The sequence below is a fragment of the Amycolatopsis sp. WGS_07 genome, from assembly GCF_045278895.1.
In the GTDB taxonomy this organism is placed as follows: domain Bacteria; phylum Actinomycetota; class Actinomycetes; order Mycobacteriales; family Pseudonocardiaceae; genus Amycolatopsis.
Genome location: NZ_CP136053.1, coordinates 6,309,033 through 6,330,651, shown reverse-complemented (window position 1 = coordinate 6,330,651; position 21,619 = coordinate 6,309,033). Strand labels below are relative to the sequence as shown.

Genomic DNA, 21,619 nt, shown 5'->3' with positions numbered 1-21,619 from the left:
TTCACCTCACACCGTCCCCATCCGCCGTGCTTATGCTCAAGCCTTGTCCGAGGCCGAGTCGCCCGGTTGGCACCGGAGGCAGCAGAACCCGCATGCGACACCCCCATACGATCGACCTCCCCTCGTTCCGCAACCTCGTGGTGGGCGGGGGCCGGCACCTGCTGGAGTCCGCGCTGGTCCCGGCCGGCCTCTTCTATCTCCTGCTGACCCTGGTGAGCTTCGACAGCGGGGTGATCGCCGCGCTCTGCTGGTCGGTCGCCGTGCTGGGCGCCCGGCTGGCGCTGCGCAAGAAGATCCCCGCGGTGCTGCTGCTGACCACGGCGCTGCTGGTCGCGCGCACCGTGCTGGGACTGGCCACCGGCAGCGCGTTCCTGTACTTCCTCCAGCCGACTTTACAGAATTTCCTCGTCGCCAGCCTGTTCCTGGCGTCCGCGCCGTTCAACAAACCGCTGCTCGCGCGGCTGGCGGGCGATTTCTGCGCATTCCCGGAAACGCTGTCCGGGCACCCCGGAATGCGCCGGTTCTTCCAGCGCGTGTCGGTGCTGTGGGGGCTCGTGTTCGCGGTGAACGGCGGCGTGACGCTGCTGCTGCTCGCGCGGGAAACGGTCGGCAATTTCCTGATGGTGAGCACCGCGGGCTCGTACTCGGTGATCGGGCTGGCCATCGCCGGTTCGCTGTGGTGGTTCCGCCGTTCGCTGCGTTCGGCGGGGATCACGCTGCGCATGGGCCACCGCCCGGCCGCGCTGCCCGCCGCCTGATGGCCCGCACCGCGCTCGTCACCGGCGCGTCGTCCGGCATCGGGGCCGCCACCGCGCGGCGGCTCGCCCGCTCCGGCGTCCAGGTGCTGCTGCACGGCCGCGACGAGGACCGGCTCGCCGCCCTCGCCGGGGAAACCGGCGGCACCGCGCTCGCCGCCGACCTCGCGCACCCCGGCGCCGCGGCGGATCTCGCCGAGCGCGCGCTGAAGATCACCGGATCGGTGGATCTCCTCGTCAACAACGCCGGCCTCGGCTGGGCCGGTCCGCTGCCCGAACTGTCCGGGGACAAGCTGCGGCATCTGGTGGACGTCAACCTCGCCGCGCCGCTCGACCTGACCCGCGCGCTGCTGCCTTCGATGCTGGAGCGCGGCCGCGGGCAGATCGTGTTCGTCTCGTCGATCGCCGGACGCACCGGCGTGGCCGGCGAAGCGGTGTACGCCGCGACGAAGTCCGGTGTGGACGCCTTCGCCGACAGCCTCCGATTCGAGTTGCACGGCACCGGAATTACCGTCGGAATCGTAGTTCCTGGTGTGGTGCGCACAGAATTCTTCGAGCGCCGCGGCCGTCCCTACACCCGCGGCACGCCCCGGCCGGTGAGCGCCGAACGCGTGGCCGCCGCCGTGGTGCGCGCCGCCGCGCGTCCGGGCGACTACTACGTGCCGCGCTGGCTGCGGTTCCCCGTGGCGCTGCGCGGCGCGATGCCCGGCCTGTACCGCGTGCTGGCGACGCGGTTCGGCGCCGAAAGCTGACACGCACACCTCCTCCCCGCGTTCCTCGTTCACGGCAGTGCCGCTCACGAGACCCAAGCATGTCCAACGTGCTGCCGCATCAGGGAAATTCCCCCATCAGGCGATCTCGTCCGCTTCCCCGGGCGGCCCCCAGGCCAGCGCCAGCACCAGCGTCGCCCGTACGGACGGGTCGTCCAGCGACGGCCCGAACAGGTCGTGCAGCCGGCCCAGCCGGTAGGACACCGTCTGCGGGTGGATGTGCAGATCCTCCGCGACGGCCTTGCGGTCCCCCAGATGCAGCAGCCACGACGTGAGCGTGGTGGACAGCCGTTCCCGCGAGGACTCGTTCAGCTCGTCGAGCGGGGCGAGGGCTTGTCTTCGCAGGACGTCGAGCAGCCGGTCGTCGCGGTGCACGATGATCGCGTCGAGATGCTCGTCGGCGAACACCGGATCGTCGCTGAGCAAATGGTCCCGGCGCAATCGCGCGGTCACTTCGGCGATACGCAGGCTGGCCGGGAGCCGGTCCAGCGGCACCGTCGCGCCCACCACCGCGCCGCCGCCGCGCAGCGCGCGGGCCAGCCACGCGCGCCGCCCGGGACCGCCCGGGTCCGGCACGATCGCCACGACCACCCCCGGACGGCGCAGCCGCAGGCAGCTGTCTTCGAGGCGGAACACCAGTTCCCGGCCCAGCTCGTTGTCGTCCTCGACCAGCACCACCGCGGCGTGCTTCGGCAGCCGCCAGTCCGCGCGCAGCGCGGCCGCGCGCACCGCGGCCTTGTCCGCGCGGTCGGACAGCAGCAGCGCGGTCAGTTCGTCGCGCAGCCGTTCCCGCGCGCGCACCGCGTCGGACTGCTCCTGCAGGTATCCGCGCAGCGACGACTCCGAAAGCTGGTCTACCAAAGCGAATACCGTGGTGGCGAGCGAGGCGAACAGTTCGGCGGGCACGTCGAGGTCCAGCGCGGCCTCGGAAACGTGCCGCCACGCCACGCGCGCGCCCACCCGGTAGGCCGACAGCAGGCTGGTCACCCGTCTGCCCTGCTGGTACTGGCTGCGCCCGATTTCCTCGAACACCGCCTGTTCCACGCCGGACCCCAGTTCCGGCAGCCGTTCGTCGGGCTCGGCGGCCATGTCGATGAGCCTGCGGACGAACCCCGCGCTGGCGGTGACGAGGTCGGCCAGTTCCTCGGTGAGGAACTCCGCGTAGTCGGGGTGCTCGTCCGCGAGCTGGTCGCGGACCTCGTTGAGCATGGCGGGCAGCCGGCGGGTCACCACCGTCTCCAGTTCGTCAAGCCGGGTCACCTGATCTGGTCCCATGTGTCCGGGAGTCCTTCCGTCGCAGGCAGCGGTCATCGGGTCGCCTCGGGACATCCTGTCCCCACTTTGGCCTCTCGTGCCAAGTCGAAGCCAGCGAAATTCGTCTTCCGGCGGCAGAAGCCGCCCGTCCGGGGGCGCGACACTGGCGGGGATGAGATCGACGTCGGCTGTCCGTCACGCTCCGGATGCGTCCGGCCTGCGAGCGAAACGGCGCGCGGAAAACTTCCCGGTGGCCCTGCGGGTGCTGCCGGAACAGCTGCGCGCCGACCTGGTCGCGGTCTATTCCGTCGCGCGCACTGTGGACGATCTGGGCGACGAGGCCGCGGGCGACCGGGTCGCGCTGCTCAAGGCTTTCTCCGCCGAACTGTCCGCCGCGTTCGGGAATGGCGAACCCGCCGATCCGGCGGTGCGCGGGCTGCTTCCGGCGATCCGCGCCGGACGGCTGACCGAGGAACCGTTCCAGCGGCTGGTCCAAGCGAATCTCCAGGACCAGGAGGTGCGCCGCTATCCGGCTTTCGCGGATTTGCTGGCGTACTGCCAGCTGTCCGCGGACCCGGTCGGGCGCATCGTGCTCGACCTGCTCGGCGTGACCGATCCGGCGGCCGCCGAGCTGTCCGACCGGATCTGCACCGGGCTGCAATTGGTGGAGCACTGGCAGGACGTCGGCGAGGACTACCGCAACGGGCGGGTGTACCTGCCGCAGGAGGATCTCGCCGAGTTCGGCGTCGCCGAGGAGGAACTGGGCGCCGCGCACGCGTCGCCCCGGATGAAAGCGCTGATGCGCTGGGAAACCGGCCGCGCCGCCGCCTTGCTTGGCGGCGGCGCGGCTTTGCTCGGGCACCTGTCGGGCTGGGGGCGGTTCGCGGTGAGCGGCTTCCTCGCCGGCGGGCTCGCGACGGTGGACGCGCTGCACGCGAGCGGCGGCGACGTGCTGTCCGCACCGGTCCGGCCCAGCCGGACCGGGCTGCTGAGTTGGCTGGGGTGGCTGCAAGTCGGCACGAGGAGGCGGTCCGGATGACGGCGATGGGCACAGTGGACGAGGCCTACGCGCACTGCGCGGAGGTCACCAAGAAACAAGCCCGTAACTTCTACTACGGAATCCGGTTGCTGCCGCCGGACAAACGCGCGGCGCTGTGCGCGGTGTACGCGCTGGCCAGGATCATCGACGACATCGGCGACGACACCGAAGCGTCCGCCGAGACGAAGCTGCAGGGGCTCGCCGGGGTGCGGAAATCGCTCGGCGACCTGTCCGCGACCACGGATCCGGTGTACGTCGCGGTCGCCGATGCCGCGCGCCGGTACCCGATTCCGCTCGGCGCGTTCGAGGAACTGCTCGACGGCGTCGAGATGGACGTGACCGGCCGCGAGTACGTGCGGTTCGAGGAACTGGTCGAGTACTGCCGCTGTGTCGCGGGTTCGGTCGGGCGGCTGTGCCTCGGCGTGTTCGGCAGCAGGCCGGAGCCGAACGCGCCGGTGTACGCCGACGAGCTGGGAATCGCCTTGCAGCAGACCAATATCCTCCGCGACATCCGCGAGGACCTGCTCAACGGCCGGGTGTACCTGCCCAAGGAGGACCTCGACCGGTTCGGCGTCGAACTGTCCGTCGGCCCGGACGGGAGGCTGGCCGACCCCGACGGCGGGCTCACCGCGCTGATCCACGACAGCGCCGCGCGGGCGCGCGACTGGTACTCCCGCGGCCTTCGCCTCGTGCCCTCTTTGGACGGTCGCAGCGCCGCCTGCTGCACCGCGATGTCGGGCATCTACCGCACCCTGCTGGACCGGATCGACGAGCAGCCCGCGCGCGTGTTCGACCGGCGGCTTTCGTTGTCCGGCCGGGAAAAGGCGGTGGTGGCGTTCCGGGCGCTGACCGGGATCGGCCGATGAGCGCCCCGGTCGCGGTGGTCGGCGGCGGGCTCGCGGGCATCGCCGCCGCGCTCGCCTGCGCCGACGCCGGGCGGCCGGTGACGCTGTTCGAGGCGCGGCCGTATCTGGGCGGGCTCACCCATTCCTTCACTCGCGGCGAGCTGCGGGTCGACAATGGACAGCACGTGTTCCTCCGCTGCTGCACCGCTTATCGCGCGCTGCTGGACCGGCTCGGCGTCGCCGACCGGGTGACACTGCAGCCGCGGCTGGAGATTCCGATCCGGCTGCCGGGCGCGCCCGAGCCGACCTGGCTGCGGCGCGGCGATCTGCCCGCGCCGCTGCATCTCGCCGGTTCGCTGCTGCGGTACGACCCGCTGCGCCCGCTCGACCGGGCCCGGTTCGCGATGGCCGCGCTCGCGTTGCGCCGGGTGGACCCGAAGGCGGACCGCACCGATCGGCAGTCCTTCGGGGAATGGCTGCGCCGGCACGGGCAGAGCGCGGCGGCGATCGAGGCGCTGTGGGATCTGGTCGGGGTGGCCACGCTCAACGCGACCGCCGACGACGCGTCGCTCAGTCTCGCCGCGACAGTGTTCCAGGAGGGCCTGCTCACCGATCCGGCCGCCGCGGACATCGGATGGTCGCTGGTGCCGCTGCGGGAACTGCACGGCGACCCCGCGCGCGAACGGCTGCTCGAGGCCGGGGCTGACGTCCGGGTCGGCACGAAGGTGCGCGAGATCAGCGAAGGCTGGCGGGTCGTGACGGATCGCGGCGAGGAAACGTTCAGCCAGGTCGTGCTCGCGACCCCGCCGCCGGTGACCGAACAGCTCGCGCCCGCCGGGGCGATCCGGATGCCGCCGGGCTGGTCCGGCGGGCTCGGCAGCTCGCCGATCGTGAACGTGCACGTGGTGCTCGACCGGAAGGTGCTCGACGTACCGTTCGTCGCGGGCGTGCGGACCCCGGTGCAGTGGGTGTTCGACCGGACAGAACAGTCCGGTTTGGACTCCGGGCAGTACCTCGCGATGTCGTTGTCCGCGGCGGACGCGCAGATCGACCTGCCCACCGCGAAACTGCGCGAACGACTGCTGCCGGAACTGCTGTCGCTGCTTCCCGAGGCGCGCGGCGCGAAGGTGCTCGACTTTTTCGTCACCCGAGAGCGGCACGCGACGTTCCGGCCCGGCCCCGGCACCGCCTCGCTGCGCCCGCCCGCGCGTACCGCCCTGCCCGGGCTGTACCTGGCGGGCGCGTGGACCGCCACCGGATGGCCCGCGACGATGGAGGGCGCCGCGCGCAGCGGTGCGGCCGCGGCCGCCGCCCTCCTTCAGCACAACGGTAAGAGGGAGGGAGTCGGAGCATGACGACCGAGGTATTTTCCGCCGAGAAGGCCACGTCCGTTCGTCCAGCGGCGCCGCCGGTGCTCGGCAGAGCCCGCGACGTCGTGCAGCCAGCGTTGCGCGCCGCCGTCGACCGGCTGGACGACGACAGCCGCGCGATCAGCGCCTATCACCTCGGCTGGACCGACCCGAACGGCGCGCCGGTGCGGGGAAACGGCGGCAAGGCCGTGCGGTCCGCGCTGGCCGTGGTGTCCGCGCAGGCCGCGGGCGCGCCGGTGGAGGCAGGCATTCCCGGCGCGGTCGCGGTGGAACTGGTGCACAACTTCTCGCTCGTCCACGACGACCTGATGGACGGCGACACCGAGCGCAGGCACCGGCCGACGGTGTGGGCGCTGTGGGGGTCCGCGAGCGCGATCCTGACCGGGGACGCGATGCTCGCGCTCGCGCAGGAAGTGGTGCTGGACAGCGGTTCCCCGCACGCGGTCGCGGCCGGACGGCTGCTCACCGAGACCACGCGGCGGCTCATCCATGGCCAGTTCCTGGACGTCGCCTTCGAGCAGCGCGACGACGTCACGCTCGCCGAATGCGTGACGATGGCCGCTGGGAAGACCGGGGCGCTGCTGTCGGGCAGCGCCGCGATCGGGGCGGTGCTCGCCGGCGCGTCCGCCGAGGTGGTCGACGCGCTGGCCCTGTTCGGCGAGGAGATCGGCCTGGCGTTCCAGCTCGTCGACGACGTGCTCGGCATCTGGGGAGATCCGGCGGTCACCGGGAAATCGGTGTACTCCGACCTGCGGGCGCGCAAGAAGTCGCTGCCGATCACCTACGCGACCACGAACGGCGGCGCGGCGGGCCGCCGGCTGGCCGAATGGCTCGCCGGGGACGACGACGCCGACCTCGCGCGGATCGCCGCGCTGGTGGACGACGCGGGCGGTCGCGCGTGGGCCACCGCCGAAGCGGCGCGGCACGTCGCCACGGCCGAAGAGGCGCTGGCCGCGATTCTGCCCGGTCCGCGCGCCGATCTCGTGTCGATCGCCCGTTTCATCGCCGGAAGGGAAGCGTGATGACCCAGACCGTCCCCCGGGCCTCCGCGCCCGCCACCACCCGCTCCGCCGCCGACACGGTCGCCTCGGCCGTCGAGTTCCTGCGCCGCGAACAGGACCGAGCCGGCTGGTGGAAGGGCGAACTCGCCACCAACGTCACGATGGACGCGGAAGACCTGCTGCTCCGGCACTTCCTCGGCATTCTCACGCCGCAGATCGCCGAGGAGTCCGCGCGCTGGATCCGTTCGCAGCAGCGCGCGGACGGCACCTGGGCGAACTTCCCGGACGGCCCGGCCGACCTGTCCACCACGGTCGAGGCGTGGGTCGCGCTCCGGCTGGCGGGCGACCCGGCGGACGCGCCGTGGCTGGCCACCGCCGCCGAGTACATCCGCGAGCACGGCGGGATCGAGGCGACCCGGGTGTTCACCCGGATCTGGCTCGCGATGGTCGGCCAATGGTCGTGGGACGACCTGCCGAGCCTGCCGCCGGAGCTGATCTTCCTGCCGTCGTGGTTCCCGCTCAACGTGTACGACTTCGCCTGCTGGGCCCGGCAGACCGTGGTGCCGCTGACCATCGTCGGCACCCTGCGGCCGGTGCGGAAGCTGCCGTTCGACGTCGCCGAGCTGCGCACCGGCAAGCAGCCGAGGAAAACGCGGACGCCGTGGACGTGGGACGGCGTGTTCCAGAATCTCGACACCGCGCTGCACGCGTACGCGAAGCTGCCGCTCAACCCAGTGCGCAAGCTCGCCATGAAGCAGGCCGCGGAGTGGATCCTGGCCCGGCAGGAGGCCGACGGTTCGTGGGGCGGGATCCAGCCGCCGTGGGTGTACTCGATCCTCGCGCTGCACCTGCTCGGCTACCCGCTCGACCATCCCGCGCTCAAGGCCGGGATCGCCGGGCTGGACGGCTTCACCATCCGCGAGAAGACCGACCAGGGCTGGGTACGGCGGCTCGAAGCCTGCCAGTCGCCGGTGTGGGACACCGCCTTGGCGATGACCGCGCTGCTCGACGCGGGCGTCTCCCCCGGCGACGAAACCCTGGTGCGGGCCGCGGATTGGATGCTGGGCGAGGAAATCCGGGTGCCCGGCGACTGGGCGGTGCGGCGGCCTTCGCTGGCACCGGGCGGGTTCGCGTTCGAGTTCGCCAACGACGGCTATCCGGACACCGACGACACCGCCGAGGTGGTGCTCGCGCTGCGGCGGATGGGCAAACCGGACCACCTGCGGATCCGCGAGGCGGTCGACCGGAGCGTCGCGTGGCTGGAGGGCATGCAGTCCAGCGACGGCGGCTGGGGCGCGTTCGACGCGGACAACACGCAGGAGCTGGTCAACCGCCTGCCGTTCTGCGACTTCGGCGCGGTGATCGACCCGCCGTCGGCGGACGTGACCGCGCACGTGGTCGAAATGCTGGCGGCGGAAGGGAAAACCGAAACCCGCGAATGCCGTCGCGGGGTGCAGTGGCTGCTGGACAACCAGGAGGACGACGGCTCGTGGTTCGGCCGCTGGGGCGCGAACTACGTGTACGGCACGGGCGCGGTGGTGCCCGCGTTGGTGGCCGCCGGAATTCCCGGGACTTCGCCGCGGATCCGGCGTGCGGTGAAGTGGCTGGCCGAGCACCAGAACGACGACGGCGGCTGGGGCGAGGACCTGCGGTCGTACGACGATCCGGCGTGGGCCGGGCGCGGTGATTCGACGCCGTCGCAGACCGCGTGGGCGCTGCTGGCGCTGCTCGCCGCCGGGGAACGGGAGTCCGAAGTGGTCACCCGGGGAGTCGAGTGGCTGTGCGCACGGCAGCGTCCGGACGGCGGCTGGGACGAGGACAAGCACACCGGAACCGGGTTCCCCGGCGACTTCTACCTGTCGTATCACCTGTACCGCGTGGTGTTCCCGTTGTCCGCACTCGGCCGGTACGTGCGGGGCAGCTCATGATGCCGATCGTCTGCACTCCGTTGTGGATCGAGCAGGCCGCGGTGCGCGGTCCGCGAACGGTCCACACCGGACTCGGGCCTCGCCGGGCCGCCGCCGCTGCGGCCCGGCTCCCGCCCGGCCCGCGGATCGTGGCGGGGCTCGGCGGCGGGCTCACTCCCTCCGTACGGCCGGGCGACATCGTCGTCGCGACCGAGGTGCGCGGTCCTTCCGGCGTGGTACCGGTTCCGTCGGCACCGTTGCTGGCCGGCGCGTTGCGGCGGCTGGGGCTCACTGTCCATCTCGGACCGGTGGTCGGCAGTTCGCACGTGGTGCGGGAACGAGAACGGGCCGCACTGGCGTCCAGTGGCGCGTTGGCGGTCGACATGGAATCCGCGTGGCTTGCTTCGGACGGCGAACCGTTCGCGGTCGTGAGGGCCATTGTGGACACTGTCGGCGAACCGCTGCTTCACCCTTCGACTGTCTCGAATGGACTCGCCGGACTGCGGAGCCTGCGCCGGGCCGCTCCCGCGATCACTGCGTGGGCAGAGGCAGTGCGTCCACGCGCGGTGGTGCTGGCTAGCCCGCGATCGTTCTGTGCCGGGGTGGAGCGGGCGATCGAGATCGTCGAGCGCGCCTTGGAGAAGCACGGCGCGCCAGTGTACGTGCGACGTCAGATCGTCCACAACACCCATGTCGTGCACCGGTTGCAGGGTCTCGGCGCGGTGTTCGTGGACGAGGTGGAGGAAGTACCGGAAGGCGCGACGCTGGTGTTCGCCGCGCACGGCGTCTCCCCGGCGGTCCGGCGCGCGGCCGCTGAGCGCGGACTGTCCGTAGTGGACGCGACTTGCCCGTTGGTCACCAAGGTGCACAACGAAGTCCGTCGCTACACCAATCGCGGCGAGACGGTGTTCCTCATTGGACACGCCGAGCACGAGGAAGTCGAAGGCACTGTCGGAGAAGCGCCCGACAATGTCGTGGTCGTCGGCGACGTCGCGGCCGCCCGAGCGGTAACCGTACGCGACCCGTCGCGGACCGCGTACACCATGCAGACCACGCTGGCGCTCGACGAGGCCGAGGAAATCGCGTCCGTGCTGCGCGAACGCTTCCCCGGGCTTTCCGCGCCGCGCAAGGACGACATCTGTTACGCCACCACCAACCGGCAGCGGGCGCTGCGCGCGATCGCCCGCGAAGTGGATCTGGTGCTGGTGGTGGGCTCCGGGAACTCGTCCAACTCGCGCCGGCTCGTGGAGGTGTCCGAACGCGAGGGCACGCCCGCGGTGCTGGTGGACGGGTGCGCCGACGTCGACCTGCGCCGGCTCGCCGGGGCCGGGCGGATCGGGCTCACCGCCGGGGCGTCGGCTCCGCCGCATCTGGTGGCCGAAACGGTCGGGGCGCTGCGCGGACTGGGACCGGTCAGCGTCGCGGAAAACACGCTGACGGAAGAAGAAATGACGTTCACCCTACCTCGGGAGGTGCTCTGAGCGATGGCCATGCCGTTGCGCCAGTCTCTTCGGCTGGGCGGTTATCTCATGAAGCAGAAGCTGCTGCGCAAGGAGAAATTCCCGCTCCTGGTCGAGCTGGAACCGCTGTTCGCGTGCAATCTCAAATGCGGCGGCTGCGGCAAGATCGCGCAGCCGCACACCCTGCTGAAACAGCGGATGCCGGTGGAGCAGGCGGTCGGGGCGATCGAGGAAAGCGGCGCGCCGATGGTGTCGATCGCGGGCGGCGAACCGCTGATGCACCCGCAGATCGACGAGATCACCCGGCAGTTGCTCGACCGCAACAAGATCATTTTCCTGTGCACCAACGCGCTGCTGCTGCCCAAGCACATCCACAAATTCAAGCCGCACCGCAATTTCGCGTGGATGGTGCACATCGACGGCCTTGAAGAACGGCACGACGCGTCGGTCCGCAAGGAGGGCGGTTTCCAGGCGGCGGTCGACGCGATCAAGCTCGCCAAGGAAAAGGGTTTCCGGGTGATGACGAACACGACGTTCTTCACCGGGGACACCCCGCAGGACGTCATCGACGTCCTCGACTACCTCAACGACCTCGGCGTCGACAACATGCAGATCTCGCCGGGATACGCCTACGAAAAGGCGCCGGACCAGGACCACTGGCTCGGCGTGCAGCAGACCCGGGAACTGTTCGCCAAGGCGTTCGGCGGCGGCAACCGGAAACGCTGGCGGCTCAACCATTCCCCGGTGTTCCTCGATTTCCTCGAGGGCAAACGCGACCTGGAATGCACGCCGTGGGGCATCCCGTCGTATTCGCTGCTCGGCTGGCAGCGCCCGTGCTACCTGCTCGACGACGGCTACGCGAAGACGTACAAGGAACTCATCGAAACCACCGAATGGGAGAACTTCGGCCGCGGCAAGGACCCGCGCTGCTCCAACTGCATGGCGCACTGCGGCTACGAACCCACCGCGGTGATCGCGACGCTCGGCTCGCTGAAGGAATCCGTCCGGGCCGCCGTCGGCCACTGACCCGCTGGCCGTGAGGGGGACCTTCGGGGTTCCCCTCACGGCCACGCCACAAGGGGTTTGCGCCTCGCGCGACGGGCGTGCCATGATGGCCGCATGCGTACGCAGCGATTTCTTCGCCCCCGGGGAGTGCCCGGGGGCTGCGCGTGCGCGCCGGGTTCCGCCCGCTGACCACCGCGTTTCCCCTCGCTGCCCGGGGGTGAAGTCCCGTACTTCACGATCCGAAGCGAGGAACCCGTGGACCCCCTTGAACCAGCCTCGACGCTGCGCCGCATCGCCGCGCTGACCGAGGCCGCGCTCTCCGAGCTAGCCCAGGCGAACAGTCCGGCCGCCATCGCCGCGGTACGACGTTCCGCACTCGGCAAGTCCAGCCCACTCGCCGCCGTACGCCGCGAACTCGGCCGCTACGCCCCAGCCTCCCGCAAGCAGCTCGGCATCGCGCTTTCCGAAGCACACCAACGCATTACCGCCCTCCTCGACCAGAAGCTCATCACCGAGCCCGCACTGGAGCACCCGCTCGACCCGACCGTCCCGGGCCTCCCGCCGCCCACCGCCGGGCTGCATCCGGTCACGCAGCTCAGGTACGACCTCGACGACGCCTTCCGCGCACTCAACTTCGAGATCGTCGAAGGCCCGGAAATCAGTTCCGCGGAAATGGAATTCGACCGGCTCAACTTCCCCGCCGACCATCCGGCGCGCGAAAGCATGGACACCTACTGGCTCGCCGACGGCCGTTGCCTGCGCCCGCATCTGACCGGCGCGAGCGTCCGGCACCTGAGCACGCACGAACCGCCGGTCCGGATCGCCTACCCCGGCCGGGTCTACCGCAACGAAAGCACCGACGCCCGGCACGAACGGGCCTTCTTCCAGTACGAGGTGCTGGTGGTGGACGAGGCCGTCCCGCTCGCGACCGCGCGGTTCCTCGTCGACACGATCCTCGGCACGGTCTTCGGCGAACCGGTGCGAACACGCATGCGCGCCGGGTATTTCCCGTTCGTGGAGCCAGGTTTCGAGATCGACATGGCCTGCCGGGTGTGCGCCGGACGCGGCTGCCGCACCTGCGGACGGACCGGCTGGCTCGAACTGATGCCCGGCGGCAGCCCGCATCCGCACGTGCTGCGCGGGGCCGGGCTCGACCCGGCGCGCTGGTCCGGCTGCTATCTGAACGTCGGCTTGGACCGGCTGGCGATGATGCGCTACGGCATCGGCGACGTCCGGCTCATGCACAGCGCCGACCTCCGCTTCCTCTCCCAATTCGCCTGAAAGGCCCGCTGCGGTGAAGATCTCCCTGGAATGGCTGACCGACTACGTGCCCCTGCCCCGCTATTCCCCCGACCGGCTCGCCCACGACCTGACCTTGAAGACCGTCGAAGTCGAGGGCTACGACAAGGTCGAGGGCGACGTCGTCTTCGAGATCGACAACAAATCCCTCACCAACCGCCCCGACCTGTGGGGACACTACGGAATCGCCCGCGAGTTCTCCGTCCTCTATGGACTCCCGCTGACTCCGCTCCCCCGTGTCCCCCGACCGCCTCGCACGACCGGCCTCATTCGCTCGGCAGATCCTGAATGGCACCAACGCATCCTGGCGATCCAGTACACAGTGGATAGTTCCCCCGCTTTCGTCCGCGACCGCCTCCGCCGCATCGGCGAACCGAGTGGGAGCCTGAGCGCCTACGTGATGTACGCAGTCGGCCAGCCAAGCGACGTCCACCCTGCGGATAGCTCGCTCGTGCTGGAAATACCGACGCTCATCCCGAGCCAAGCCCGCCGCAGCGCCCGGACCGAAGCCTCAGTCCGCCAGGAGAAAGGCCTCGACACCCAACGCGCCGACCAAGCCGCCGACCTGTTCCTCCACCTCCTGACCGAAGCCGACCCGTCAGCCGTGGCGATCGGCCAGGAAGACATCGTCCTCGCCGCCACCCACTGCGCCGAAATCGAGGTGGGTTTGGCAGAGATCGAACGCCGGATCGGCCTCCGCCTGCCCGAAGCCGAAATCCTCCACACCCTCCGCGCCCTCGGCTGCACCGCCGAGATCACCGACGACCTGCTGCGAGTCGTCGCTCCGTCATGGCGTTCGACCGGCGACCTCTCGCTGCCGGTAGACATCGTCGAGGAGCTGGCAAGGATCCACGGCTTCGACACGCTTCCCGCACGACGCCCCGTCGTCGAGCTAGCCCCGCGACCGAACCGGCTCCCGCTGGCCCGCCAGGTCCGCGAGACACTGGCCGCGCGCGGCGGCGTCACCGAAGTACTGACCTACCCGTGGTCCGCCGACCACCTGCTGACCGCGTGCGGACTCGACGCCACCCTCGCGATCGACCACCCGCCAGCCCCGGACCGCGCCCAGCTGCGCCCTTCGCTGATCCCGAACCTGCTCGAAGCCTCGGCCGCGAACCTGCGCTACTACAACGAGTTCAGTCTCTTCGAAGTCGGCACCGTCTTCGCCGCGGCCGAACGCACCTCCGCCGGAATCCTGCTGGCCGGACCGGATGGGGTCGCCCTGTTCCGCCGAGCCAAAGGACTGGCCGAACTGCTCCGCCGCCACTGCCACCTCACCGCACTGGACCTGTCCGGCACCCCCGGCCCGGCCTGGACCGACGAGTCGGCCCGCCTGGCAATCCACGCCGACGGCCGCCCCGTCGGCGCACTAGCCCTGGTCCGGCCGTCGATCCTCCGAACCGCGGGCATCGACCGGGGCGCGGTCGCGTGCGTCGAACTGGACCTCGACGCACTGCGCACGCACCCGTCCCGGGAAAACCGCTACGACCCGGTCGGCGACCTGCCGGAATCGGACTTCGACCTGTCCGTCCTCGCGGCCGACACCGTCCCGTGGACCCAGGTCGCCGACGCCGCGGCACAGGCCCATCCCCTGGTGCGGCGGGTGGCTTATGTCGGCGAGTACCGGGGTTCGCCGATCCCTCCCGAGCACCGGTCGCTCACCTTGCGGGTCACCCTCCGCCCGCACTCCGCCACATTGACGACCGGCGAGATAGCCGCGGCCCGCTCCGAAGTGCTGGCAGCACTCGAGCGGGCCGGGGCGCGGCTGCGATGAGACACGAGCGGTCAGCCGAGCCCGGACCAAGCGATGACCTTTGCGATCCTGATCCGCACCGCGGAAAACCCGCCCTGCACAAACGATTCCGCAACGTCCACAGCGGACTGATCGGGATAGTACCGCTCCGCGATCCCCACCCCCACGAGCTTGACCTCCTCAGGATCAGCAGAAACCCGCGCCTCCCCCTCAACGGTCACGAACCCATACGGCTGCCGCTCATCGCTCACGCACACCGCCACTCGCCCGTCCCGCGCCAGGCTTTTGCCCTTCACGCTCCCCGGAGACAAGGCGAACGCGAGTTCGTCCCCGTCGAGGAGGAAGCAGATCGGGGTGACATGCGGGCGTCCGTCGGCGCGGGTGAGCGCGAGGTGCGCGAGCCGGGTTTCCTCGGTGAGGAAGGTGCGCCATTCGCTCTCGGTCATGGTCGTCATCGGTGTTGTCCTTTCCGGTGATTAACTCTGACGTCCGCGCAGGGACCCTGCGACGGCTTGCTGTGCGGCGAAAAGCAGAAGACCGGCGGCGAGGGCCACGACGCCGAGCCATATCCGGCCGGCCTGTTCCAGCAGCGCCGTACCGAGCATCGGGCCGAGAACGGCACCGAGACTCCACGCGCTGGACGCGACCCCCATGTACCTGCTGCGCAGATCGGGCGGCGCAAGAGCGGCGAACGTGGCCCCGAACTGGACCGCGAGTCCGATCTGCCCCAGACTGAGCACCAGAATCGCGACGGCGAAGCCAGCGGTGCTCTGACTCACGGCAGCCAGACCGCCGCCCAAGCCCGCCAGCAACATCGAAACGGCGAGCACCGTCCCCCGGTCGCGATGAGCCAGCACTGCCACACCCAGCGGTTGCAGGATGACGATGGCAAACCCGTTGAGCGCCAACACAGCACCGTACGTGGCGGCATCGAGATGCTGCGCGGTCATCAGCAGCGGCAGAGTCGCGAACGCCTGCATCAGCAACGTGAAGCACCCGACGTGAATCACTGTCATGGTGATCATCAGGCGATCGGCGAGCAAGACTGGCAGCAACGCGCGTCGAGAACGACTCGAGGTCGAACGGGTCTCCGGCACCGCGGCCACCACGATCAGCGCCGCAGCCAGCATCGCGACCGCGTTCAGCCAGAACAGCAGGCCGTAACCGCGGCTCGCCAGCACCCCGGCAACCGTTGCGGCGACGGCGTATCCGAGGTTCGCGGCCCAGTAAAGCAGGCTGTACGCCCGCGTCCGCTGTTCTGCCGGAAGATCCGCGACCGCCGCCGATCCCGCCGGCCGGAAGAGCCCGGCGGCGAGGCCGTAGCCGAGCGCGGCGGCCCAGATGACCGGCGTCGTGGCGGCCGTTCCCAAGGCAGCCAAGGCGATCGAGGTGCCGAGGAACCCCAGGAGCATCGTCCTCCGCCGCCCGATCCGGTCCCCGAGCCAGCCGCCCAGCAACTGCGACCCGAAGTCGCCGATGCCGACCGCGGCGACGATCGCGCCCGCCGCCGTCGGGGTCAGCCGCTGTTCCTGCGTCAGGTACAGCACCAGCATCGGCTGCACGAACGAACCGGCACGGGCGACGAGGTGGCACGCGCCAAGGGCCCAGGCGAGGGCCGGCAGACGGGTTCTCTCGCTGAGGGATGTCGTTGCGACTGTCATGGCTTCGACGCTAAGAGCGCCGAGAGATTAATAAAAGCGATTGTTCACGATCATATCCATCGTGATCTGCTATACATAGCCCATGGCCGACCTCGACCTGCGGCAGCTGACGACGATGATCGCGATCGCCGAGGAGGGCACGTTCTCCCGCGCGGCGAACCGGCTCGGCTACACGCAGTCGAGCGTCAGCCAGCACATCGCAGCCCTGGAGCGCGCGCTCGGCGGCTCAGTTTTCGACCGGCCGGGCGGCCCGCGGCCGGTGCGGATAACGCCGCTCGGCGCGGTGGTGCTCAAACACGGCCGGGAGGTGCTGGCGAAAGCCGAAGCGCTGAGCCGGGCCGTCGACCGGTTCAAGGCCGGAGACGGCCGCATCGACGTCGGCACCCTGCAGAGCGTTTCGCACGCGATCCTGCCGACCGTGCTGCGCCGTCTCCGCGAAGAACACCCCCGCTGCGAAATCCGGCTCTCCGAAGCGGAACCGGACGACGCCCGGCTCGGCGACCTCGACCTGCTGTTCTACGACGGGCTGATCGCCGACGACGCGGACCACGTCCTGCTGATGGAGGACCCTTACCTCGCGGTGGCGCCCCGGGCGACCTGCCGCCCGGCCCGGTGCCCGCGCGGGACCTCGACGGCAAGGCGATGGTGGCCTGGCCGCCGACCTGCGATCAGCCCCGATTGGAACAGTCGCTGGCGGACGCGGGCGCCCGGCCGCGCATCGTGTTCCGCTCCGCCGGGAACGAAACGATCCTGTCGATGGTGCGCGCCGGAATGGGACTCGCCGTGCTGCCCTGGATGGCGATCCACCAGGTCGTCTGCCGTGACTGCGGCGCGATCCACGGCCCGGAAGGCTGGCCGGACCTGCAGGTGCACGAACTCGATCCGGCCCCCGCGCGGGCGATTTACCTGCACTGGCCGCCCGGACGGCCCGGCCAGTCCCCGCTGGCGGCGCGCACCGTCGAGATCGCCGTCGAGGTCGCGCGCGAACTGGCCCGGCAGGCCCCGTCCGCCCGGCATTGACCCGCCGGGCGGACAACCTCGGTCACGCGACCGTCGCGTCCACCGTGACCTCGATGCTGCCGCCCAGCGCCTTCGAATACGGGCAGGTCTGGTGCGCGGCCGCGGCCAGCGCGTCGGCGGTCTCCTGATCGATCCCGGTCAGCTCCAGGTGCAGCGCGGCGCTGAGCCAGAAGTTCGCGTCGTCGTGGTGAAGCGTCACATCAGCGACCACCGCCAGGTCTTCCAGCTTCACTTTCCGCTGCGCCGCGGCGATCCGGACCGCGCCCATGAAACACGACGACCAGCCGGCCGCGAGCAGCTGCTCCGGGTTGGTCGCGCCGCCGTTGCCGCCCAGCTCCTTCGGGATGGCGAAGTTCAGGTCGAGCGCGCCGTCGGACGAAACCGCACGTCCGCCGTTGCGGCCCTCGCCGGTGGTGGTGACGACGGCGGTGTAGGTGGTTTCAGACATGTTTTTTCCTCTCCAGGGTTTCAGAAGCCGCTGAGCGACCAGGAAACCTTCGCACGCTTATTCGTCACCAGTCAAGACGGTTACGCATCACTGTGACCCGCTACTCATAACCCCCTAGACTGGTTAGAGTTCCTTGCGCAGCGATTCATCACCTGTCAGACTGGTGCGCATGGAGCACGCCTTCCCCTGCGGGAACCCGGCACTGGACTTCGTCGGCACGCTGCGCGCCCGCCGCAACGACGAGCCGGCCGAGATGCTGGGTTCGCCGCGCAGCCTGGACGCCTGGTTCCGGGAGTCGGGGGTCACCGACGCCGATCCGGGCAGCACCGCCGACGACCTGGCCGGGGCGATCGCGGTCCGGGAAGCGATCTACGCGCTGGTCGCGGCCCGGCTCGCCGACGAAGAGTACGACCAGGAGGCGCTGACGCTAGTCAACGAGGCGGCCGCGCAGCCCGACGCGGTCCCGCAACTGAGCCGCACCGGGCGGCACGTGCACGCGACGGCCGCGCAAGCGTTGTCGACGGTGGCGCGGATAGCGGTGACAATTCTGGGCGGGCCGGACGCGGATCTGCTGAAGGAATGCGGACGGCCGGAATGCACCCAGGTCTACCTGGACCATTCGCGCGGATCACGACGCGAATGGTGCGCGATGGCGACCTGCGGAAACAAAATGAAAGCGGCGGCGTACCGAGCGCGGCAACGGGGGAACCCGCCGCTCACTCCCTCACGAGGCGAATAACCGGTCCAGCGCCGCCCGGCTTTCGTCGTCCGCCGCGGTAGATCAGCACCCGCTGGTCCGGGTTCTCGATCAGCGCGAGCGTTTCGAACCGCACTGTCAGCTCTCCGGCCACCAGCGCGCGAAAATCCTCGTCCTGGACAAGGAATTCCTCGACGAGGTCGCTCGACGCGGCGTCGTCGGGATGCGTCGCCCGCGATCCCTTGCCGGACAACAGTTTCCCGGTCCGCGCCCGCTCAGGCTCAGGCGCAAGGCTCCGGCCAGCGCCTCCACCACGCCCGCCGACGGACGCAGCCCGCGGGCCCGTTCCAGCCGCACGATGCCGCTCGCCCTCGACACATGCTGGGCCGCACCGGGGCCGCTGGCGCTCGCCACGGCGACCTTCTGGGGCTGAGGCGTCGCCGAGGACAGCGCGCGCCACCGCCGAGCGCATGCTCGGCATGGACGGCCTCGTCCGCCAGGGCGAAATCCACTACGTCGCGATCTCCAACGCCCCCGCCTGGCAGATCTCGCGGACGCAGGCCATCGCCGACCTGCGCGCTCCAGGTCGAGCGCACCGGGAAACGCGACCTGCTCCCAGGCCCGCGAGCTGGGCCAGGGCGTGGTCCCCTACTCGCCGCTGACCCGGCGGGATCGCCACCGGCAAGTACACCCGACGTCCCGACGGAGGACGCTGCGGAACCCCGCCGACCGTCGGAGCGCGTACGCCTGACCAGCCGGAAGACAACCTCTGCGCACAGTCGGCCGAGGAGCAACGGGCCCGGCCCACCGAGGCCAGCGCGATCCAGCTCGGCACGGACCGCGACCCGGGGCGACCTGGCGATCGAGGCCCGGCGCTGACTCTCCTTCCCGAGCGGCGGCAACCCCTATCGCCGAAACGACAGGGGCTGCCGCCCGCGAATACGGAACCGGTTCAGCTCGCGCGAACACCTAAACCTTCCAGTGCACCATTGGTCGTCGATTCCGTTCAACCCGCCGGAAGTCGGTGATTCCGAAAGCCGGGCAGAATCGCTGCACCAGACCGCCCCGCCGCGCCGCTTTGCCTGCGCTCACGCACCTTCGCACTGTCCACAATAGAGAGTCCAGACCGGACGGAATCACGCTGCGTGGCCATAATTCGGGGGAAGCCACCCGTCCAGCGCAATGCCGGAACACCCCTCGGGCAAGCGCCACACGAGACAAACACCTTGCCTGACAACGTTGACGGATCACCCCCTGTCTCCCTTTCTTTGCCAGCTGTTGACCTTCTCCGCGCTCCGGGCGTATGGTCTAGACCAAGAAGCCCACCCCCTTCGCTCCGCACCTTTCGCGGGCCGGCTCCCGGAAAGCCGGTGCGTCGCTTTGTCGTACCCGCGAAAGGAAACGAGCATTCCCCGAAGGAGCAGCCCATGAAAGCGAACCGGAAACTCGTCGCCGCCGCCGTCGGCACGGCGATCGCCCCGGTGCTCGTGCTGATCAGCCCCGCGGGCATCGCCAGCGCGCACGGGTACGTGAACGCGCCGGCGAGCCGGCAGGCCCAGTGCGCGAAGGGGGTCGTGTCCTGCGGCCAGATCAAGTACGAGCCGCAGAGCGTCGAAGGGCCGAAGGGGCTGCACAGCTGCAACGGCGGCAACGCGCAGTTCGCCGAGCTGAACGACAACAACAAGGGCTGGAAGGTCACGCCCACCGGTTCCTCGGTGCAGTTCACCTGGACGTTCACCGCCCGGCACCGCACTTCCAATTACGAGTACTGGATCGGCAACGAGAAGATCGCCACGGTGAACGGCAACGGCCAGCAGCCGCCGTCGACGGTCTCCCACAACGTGGACCTCAAGGGGCACACCGGAAGGCAGACGGTGCTCGCCGTCTGGAACATCGCGGACACCGCGAACGCCTTCTACGCCTGCGTCGACCTGCAGGTCGGCTGACCCGGACAGTCCACATCAGACACTGAGGCACGGGCCGTGGCGGCGGCCCGTGCCTCAGTGCGCGTCCGGGGCCTTTTTCCCGGTCTTTCGGGAATGACAAAACCAGCCAGTTTCCCGCGCATTCGTTGACCCCGTCTCCGGGCCGTGACTAGCGTGCCGGTCACCGGAAAGGGCACGACTCCAGGAGGCGGTTTTCCTTGATTTCCCGGCGGGCTTTCCTCGGCGCATCCGCGGCGGCCGCGACATTTCCACTCTGGAACTCCGCGTTCGCCTCCGCGACCACCCCGGACACCGCGAAGGTCGCCTTCGTCGACCAATCCGGCGCGGGACAGGCGTACGCGTACATCACCGGCACTACGCTCGACAACCGGCTCATCGTCCTGAAAGCCGACGGCACGCCTTACTATCCTCCTTCCCCGGGCAGCGACCACACCCCGCTCGCCGAGGACTGCGCGATCCCGCTGAAGTCGCTTTCCCAGGTCACCGTCCCGAAAATGTACGCGGCCCGGATCTATGTCGCCCTCGACAGCAAGCTCGATTTCTTCGTCAACCAGGGCCCGGCGCTCGTGCACCCCAGCTTCCTCAACGCCGACGACCCGAATTACGGCAAGAACTGGTCGTTCTGCGAATTCACCTTCAACAACGACGTGCTGTTCGCCAACATCAGCTACGTCGATTTCGTCGCGATCCCGATCGGCCTGCACCTGACCACGACCGGTTCCGGCGACCAGACGGTGCCCGGCCTGCCCGCCCGCTCGCTCGACCCGATCTGCGACGCGCTCAACGCCCAGGGCGGCAAATGGGGCTCCCTCATCGAAACCGGCAGCGACGGGAAGCCGTTGCGCGCGCTGTCCGCGCACTACCGTGCCGACCAATTCGGCGGATACCTCGACGGCTACATCGATGAGGCGTGGAAGAAATACTCCAGCGAGACGCTCACCGTCGACACCCAAGTCCCCGGCCTTGGGTCGTTCACCGGCAAGGTCGGCGCGGACGGCGTACTCGCCTTCAACAACGGCGAACGGTTCGACAAGCCCGCGACGCCGGACGTGTGGAGCTGCGACAGCGGGCCGTTCGCGATCAAACAAGGCGACAGCGACGCGCGCAAGGCGATCATTCCCCGGCTGGCAGCGGCGCTGAACCGCACCACCCTGCGTGACAATCCGAAACAGCCGACCGGCGAGGATCCCGCGAAGTTCTATCAGAACGCGGAAACCAACCACTACGCGCGGATCATCCACAGCAAACTTCCGGACAACCGGGGTTACGCGTTCCCGTACGACGACGTCTCCCCCGGCCCCGATTTCAGCGGCGCGGTACAGGCTGGCGACCCGGACACGCTCACCATCACGGTAAACGCCTTACGCTGAGCCGAAGACGATGCCGCGG

General features: G+C 69.9%; 21 protein-coding genes and 1 pseudogene. 17 read left to right on the top strand and 5 right to left on the bottom strand.

All coding sequences use genetic code 11. The features are described from left to right. The first annotated feature begins 92 nt into the window (after positions 1-92). Positions 93-758 (top strand): VC0807 family protein, encoded by a 666-nt coding sequence (locus tag RPX00_RS29980; protein WP_406630369.1) that lies wholly within the window; start codon positions 93-95, stop codon positions 756-758. Next, positions 758-1,507 (top strand): SDR family NAD(P)-dependent oxidoreductase, encoded by a 750-nt coding sequence (locus tag RPX00_RS29975; protein WP_406630368.1) that lies wholly within the window; start codon positions 758-760, stop codon positions 1,505-1,507. The genes RPX00_RS29980 and RPX00_RS29975 overlap by 1 nt, the downstream gene beginning before the upstream one ends. A gap of 96 nt (positions 1,508-1,603) precedes the next feature. Here RPX00_RS29975 and RPX00_RS29970 read toward each other — a convergent pair whose 3' ends face one another. Then, positions 1,604-2,800, bottom strand: coding sequence for a PucR family transcriptional regulator (locus RPX00_RS29970; protein ID WP_406630367.1), 1,197 nt, complete (start codon positions 2,798-2,800; stop codon positions 1,604-1,606). 151 nt (positions 2,801-2,951) lie between these two features. On the opposite strand from RPX00_RS29970, the gene hpnC reads away from it, so the two are divergent. From hpnC to RPX00_RS29925, 9 genes are all read left to right on the top strand, one after another. Continuing rightward, entirely contained in the window at positions 2,952-3,818 is an 867-nt protein-coding gene (gene hpnC, locus RPX00_RS29965) for a squalene synthase HpnC (RefSeq protein ID WP_406630366.1), read from the top strand. Positions 3,819-3,823: 5 nt separating this feature from the next. Further along, entirely contained in the window at positions 3,824-4,684 is an 861-nt protein-coding gene (gene hpnD / locus RPX00_RS29960) for a presqualene diphosphate synthase HpnD (protein ID WP_406643140.1), read from the top strand. Next, the gene (gene hpnE, locus RPX00_RS29955) at positions 4,681-6,018 is read left to right on the top strand and encodes a hydroxysqualene dehydroxylase HpnE (RefSeq protein WP_406630365.1); all 1,338 of its coding nucleotides are present in this window, start codon (positions 4,681-4,683) and stop codon (positions 6,016-6,018) included. Before hpnD ends, hpnE begins: the two co-directional genes overlap by 4 nt. Further along, positions 6,015-7,055 carry a polyprenyl synthetase family protein gene (locus RPX00_RS29950; protein ID WP_406630364.1) on the top strand — a complete coding sequence of 347 codons (1,041 nt, stop codon included), beginning with the start codon at positions 6,015-6,017 and terminating at the stop codon, positions 7,053-7,055. Before hpnE ends, RPX00_RS29950 begins: the two co-directional genes overlap by 4 nt. Next, positions 7,055-8,962 (top strand): squalene--hopene cyclase, encoded by a 1,908-nt coding sequence (shc, locus tag RPX00_RS29945; RefSeq protein WP_406630363.1) that lies wholly within the window; start codon positions 7,055-7,057, stop codon positions 8,960-8,962. Before RPX00_RS29950 ends, shc begins: the two co-directional genes overlap by 1 nt. Next, positions 8,959-10,422 carry a 4-hydroxy-3-methylbut-2-enyl diphosphate reductase gene (ispH, locus tag RPX00_RS29940; protein WP_406630362.1) on the top strand — a complete coding sequence of 488 codons (1,464 nt, stop codon included), beginning with the start codon at positions 8,959-8,961 and terminating at the stop codon, positions 10,420-10,422. The genes shc and ispH overlap by 4 nt, the downstream gene beginning before the upstream one ends. Positions 10,423-10,425: 3 nt before the next feature. Beyond that, the gene (gene hpnH / locus RPX00_RS29935) at positions 10,426-11,427 is read left to right on the top strand and encodes an adenosyl-hopene transferase HpnH (RefSeq protein WP_406630361.1); all 1,002 of its coding nucleotides are present in this window, start codon (positions 10,426-10,428) and stop codon (positions 11,425-11,427) included. A 234-nt stretch (positions 11,428-11,661) separates the two neighbouring features. After that, positions 11,662-12,687 carry a phenylalanine--tRNA ligase subunit alpha gene (locus tag RPX00_RS29930; protein ID WP_406630360.1) on the top strand — a complete coding sequence of 342 codons (1,026 nt, stop codon included), beginning with the start codon at positions 11,662-11,664 and terminating at the stop codon, positions 12,685-12,687. A 13-nt stretch (positions 12,688-12,700) separates the two neighbouring features. After that, positions 12,701-14,479: a hypothetical protein gene (locus RPX00_RS29925; RefSeq protein WP_406630359.1), complete on the top strand. Its 1,779-nt coding sequence runs from the start codon at positions 12,701-12,703 to the stop codon at positions 14,477-14,479. Positions 14,480-14,490: 11 nt separating this feature from the next. Here the strand turns inward: RPX00_RS29925 and RPX00_RS29920 are convergent, their stop codons facing one another. Both RPX00_RS29920 and RPX00_RS29915 read right to left on the bottom strand, forming a co-directional pair. Further along, complete coding sequence (locus RPX00_RS29920; protein WP_406630358.1) at positions 14,491-14,913, bottom strand: PPOX class F420-dependent oxidoreductase; 423 nt, start codon at positions 14,911-14,913, stop codon at positions 14,491-14,493. A 21-nt stretch (positions 14,914-14,934) separates the two neighbouring features. Then, on the bottom strand, positions 14,935-16,119 hold the full coding sequence (locus tag RPX00_RS29915) for an MFS transporter (RefSeq protein WP_406630357.1): 1,185 nt from the start codon (positions 16,117-16,119) through the stop codon (positions 14,935-14,937). 82 nt (positions 16,120-16,201) lie between these two features. On the opposite strand from RPX00_RS29915, the pseudogene RPX00_RS29910 reads away from it, so the two are divergent. Further along, positions 16,202-16,654: pseudogene (locus RPX00_RS29910) on the top strand (LysR family transcriptional regulator); the annotation flags it as partial. 77 nt (positions 16,655-16,731) lie between these two features. After that, positions 16,732-17,139, top strand: a complete 408-nt coding sequence (locus tag RPX00_RS29905) for a LysR family transcriptional regulator substrate-binding protein (RefSeq protein WP_406630356.1) — start codon at positions 16,732-16,734, stop codon at positions 17,137-17,139. 22 nt (positions 17,140-17,161) lie between these two features. Here the strand turns inward: RPX00_RS29905 and RPX00_RS29900 are convergent, their stop codons facing one another. Then, positions 17,162-17,587 carry an Ohr family peroxiredoxin gene (locus RPX00_RS29900; protein ID WP_406630355.1) on the bottom strand — a complete coding sequence of 142 codons (426 nt, stop codon included), beginning with the start codon at positions 17,585-17,587 and terminating at the stop codon, positions 17,162-17,164. 169 nt (positions 17,588-17,756) lie between these two features. Here RPX00_RS29900 and RPX00_RS29895 point away from each other — a divergent pair, with 169 nt between their 5' ends. After that, positions 17,757-18,326, top strand: a complete 570-nt coding sequence (locus tag RPX00_RS29895) for a CGNR zinc finger domain-containing protein (RefSeq protein WP_406630354.1) — start codon at positions 17,757-17,759, stop codon at positions 18,324-18,326. Here RPX00_RS29895 and RPX00_RS29890 read toward each other — a convergent pair. Further along, positions 18,304-18,537 (bottom strand): hypothetical protein, encoded by a 234-nt coding sequence (locus RPX00_RS29890; protein ID WP_406630353.1) that lies wholly within the window; start codon positions 18,535-18,537, stop codon positions 18,304-18,306. The two genes, RPX00_RS29895 and RPX00_RS29890, sit on opposite strands and share 23 nt — an antisense overlap. A 217-nt stretch (positions 18,538-18,754) precedes the next feature. Between RPX00_RS29890 and RPX00_RS29885 the strand changes: the two genes are divergently transcribed. The 3 genes from RPX00_RS29885 to RPX00_RS29875 all read left to right on the top strand — a co-directional run bounded on the left by RPX00_RS29885 (position 18,755) and on the right by RPX00_RS29875 (position 21,600). Continuing rightward, a complete protein-coding gene (locus RPX00_RS29885) occupies positions 18,755-18,946 on the top strand; it encodes a hypothetical protein (RefSeq protein WP_406630352.1) in 192 nt (63 codons plus the stop codon). 765 nt (positions 18,947-19,711) lie between these two features. Further along, positions 19,712-20,230, top strand: coding sequence for a lytic polysaccharide monooxygenase auxiliary activity family 9 protein (locus tag RPX00_RS29880; protein WP_406630351.1), 519 nt, complete (start codon positions 19,712-19,714; stop codon positions 20,228-20,230). A 197-nt stretch (positions 20,231-20,427) separates the two neighbouring features. Beyond that, positions 20,428-21,600, top strand: a complete 1,173-nt coding sequence (locus RPX00_RS29875; protein WP_406630350.1) for a glycoside hydrolase family 64 protein — start codon at positions 20,428-20,430, stop codon at positions 21,598-21,600. Positions 21,601-21,619: the final 19 nt, after the last annotated feature.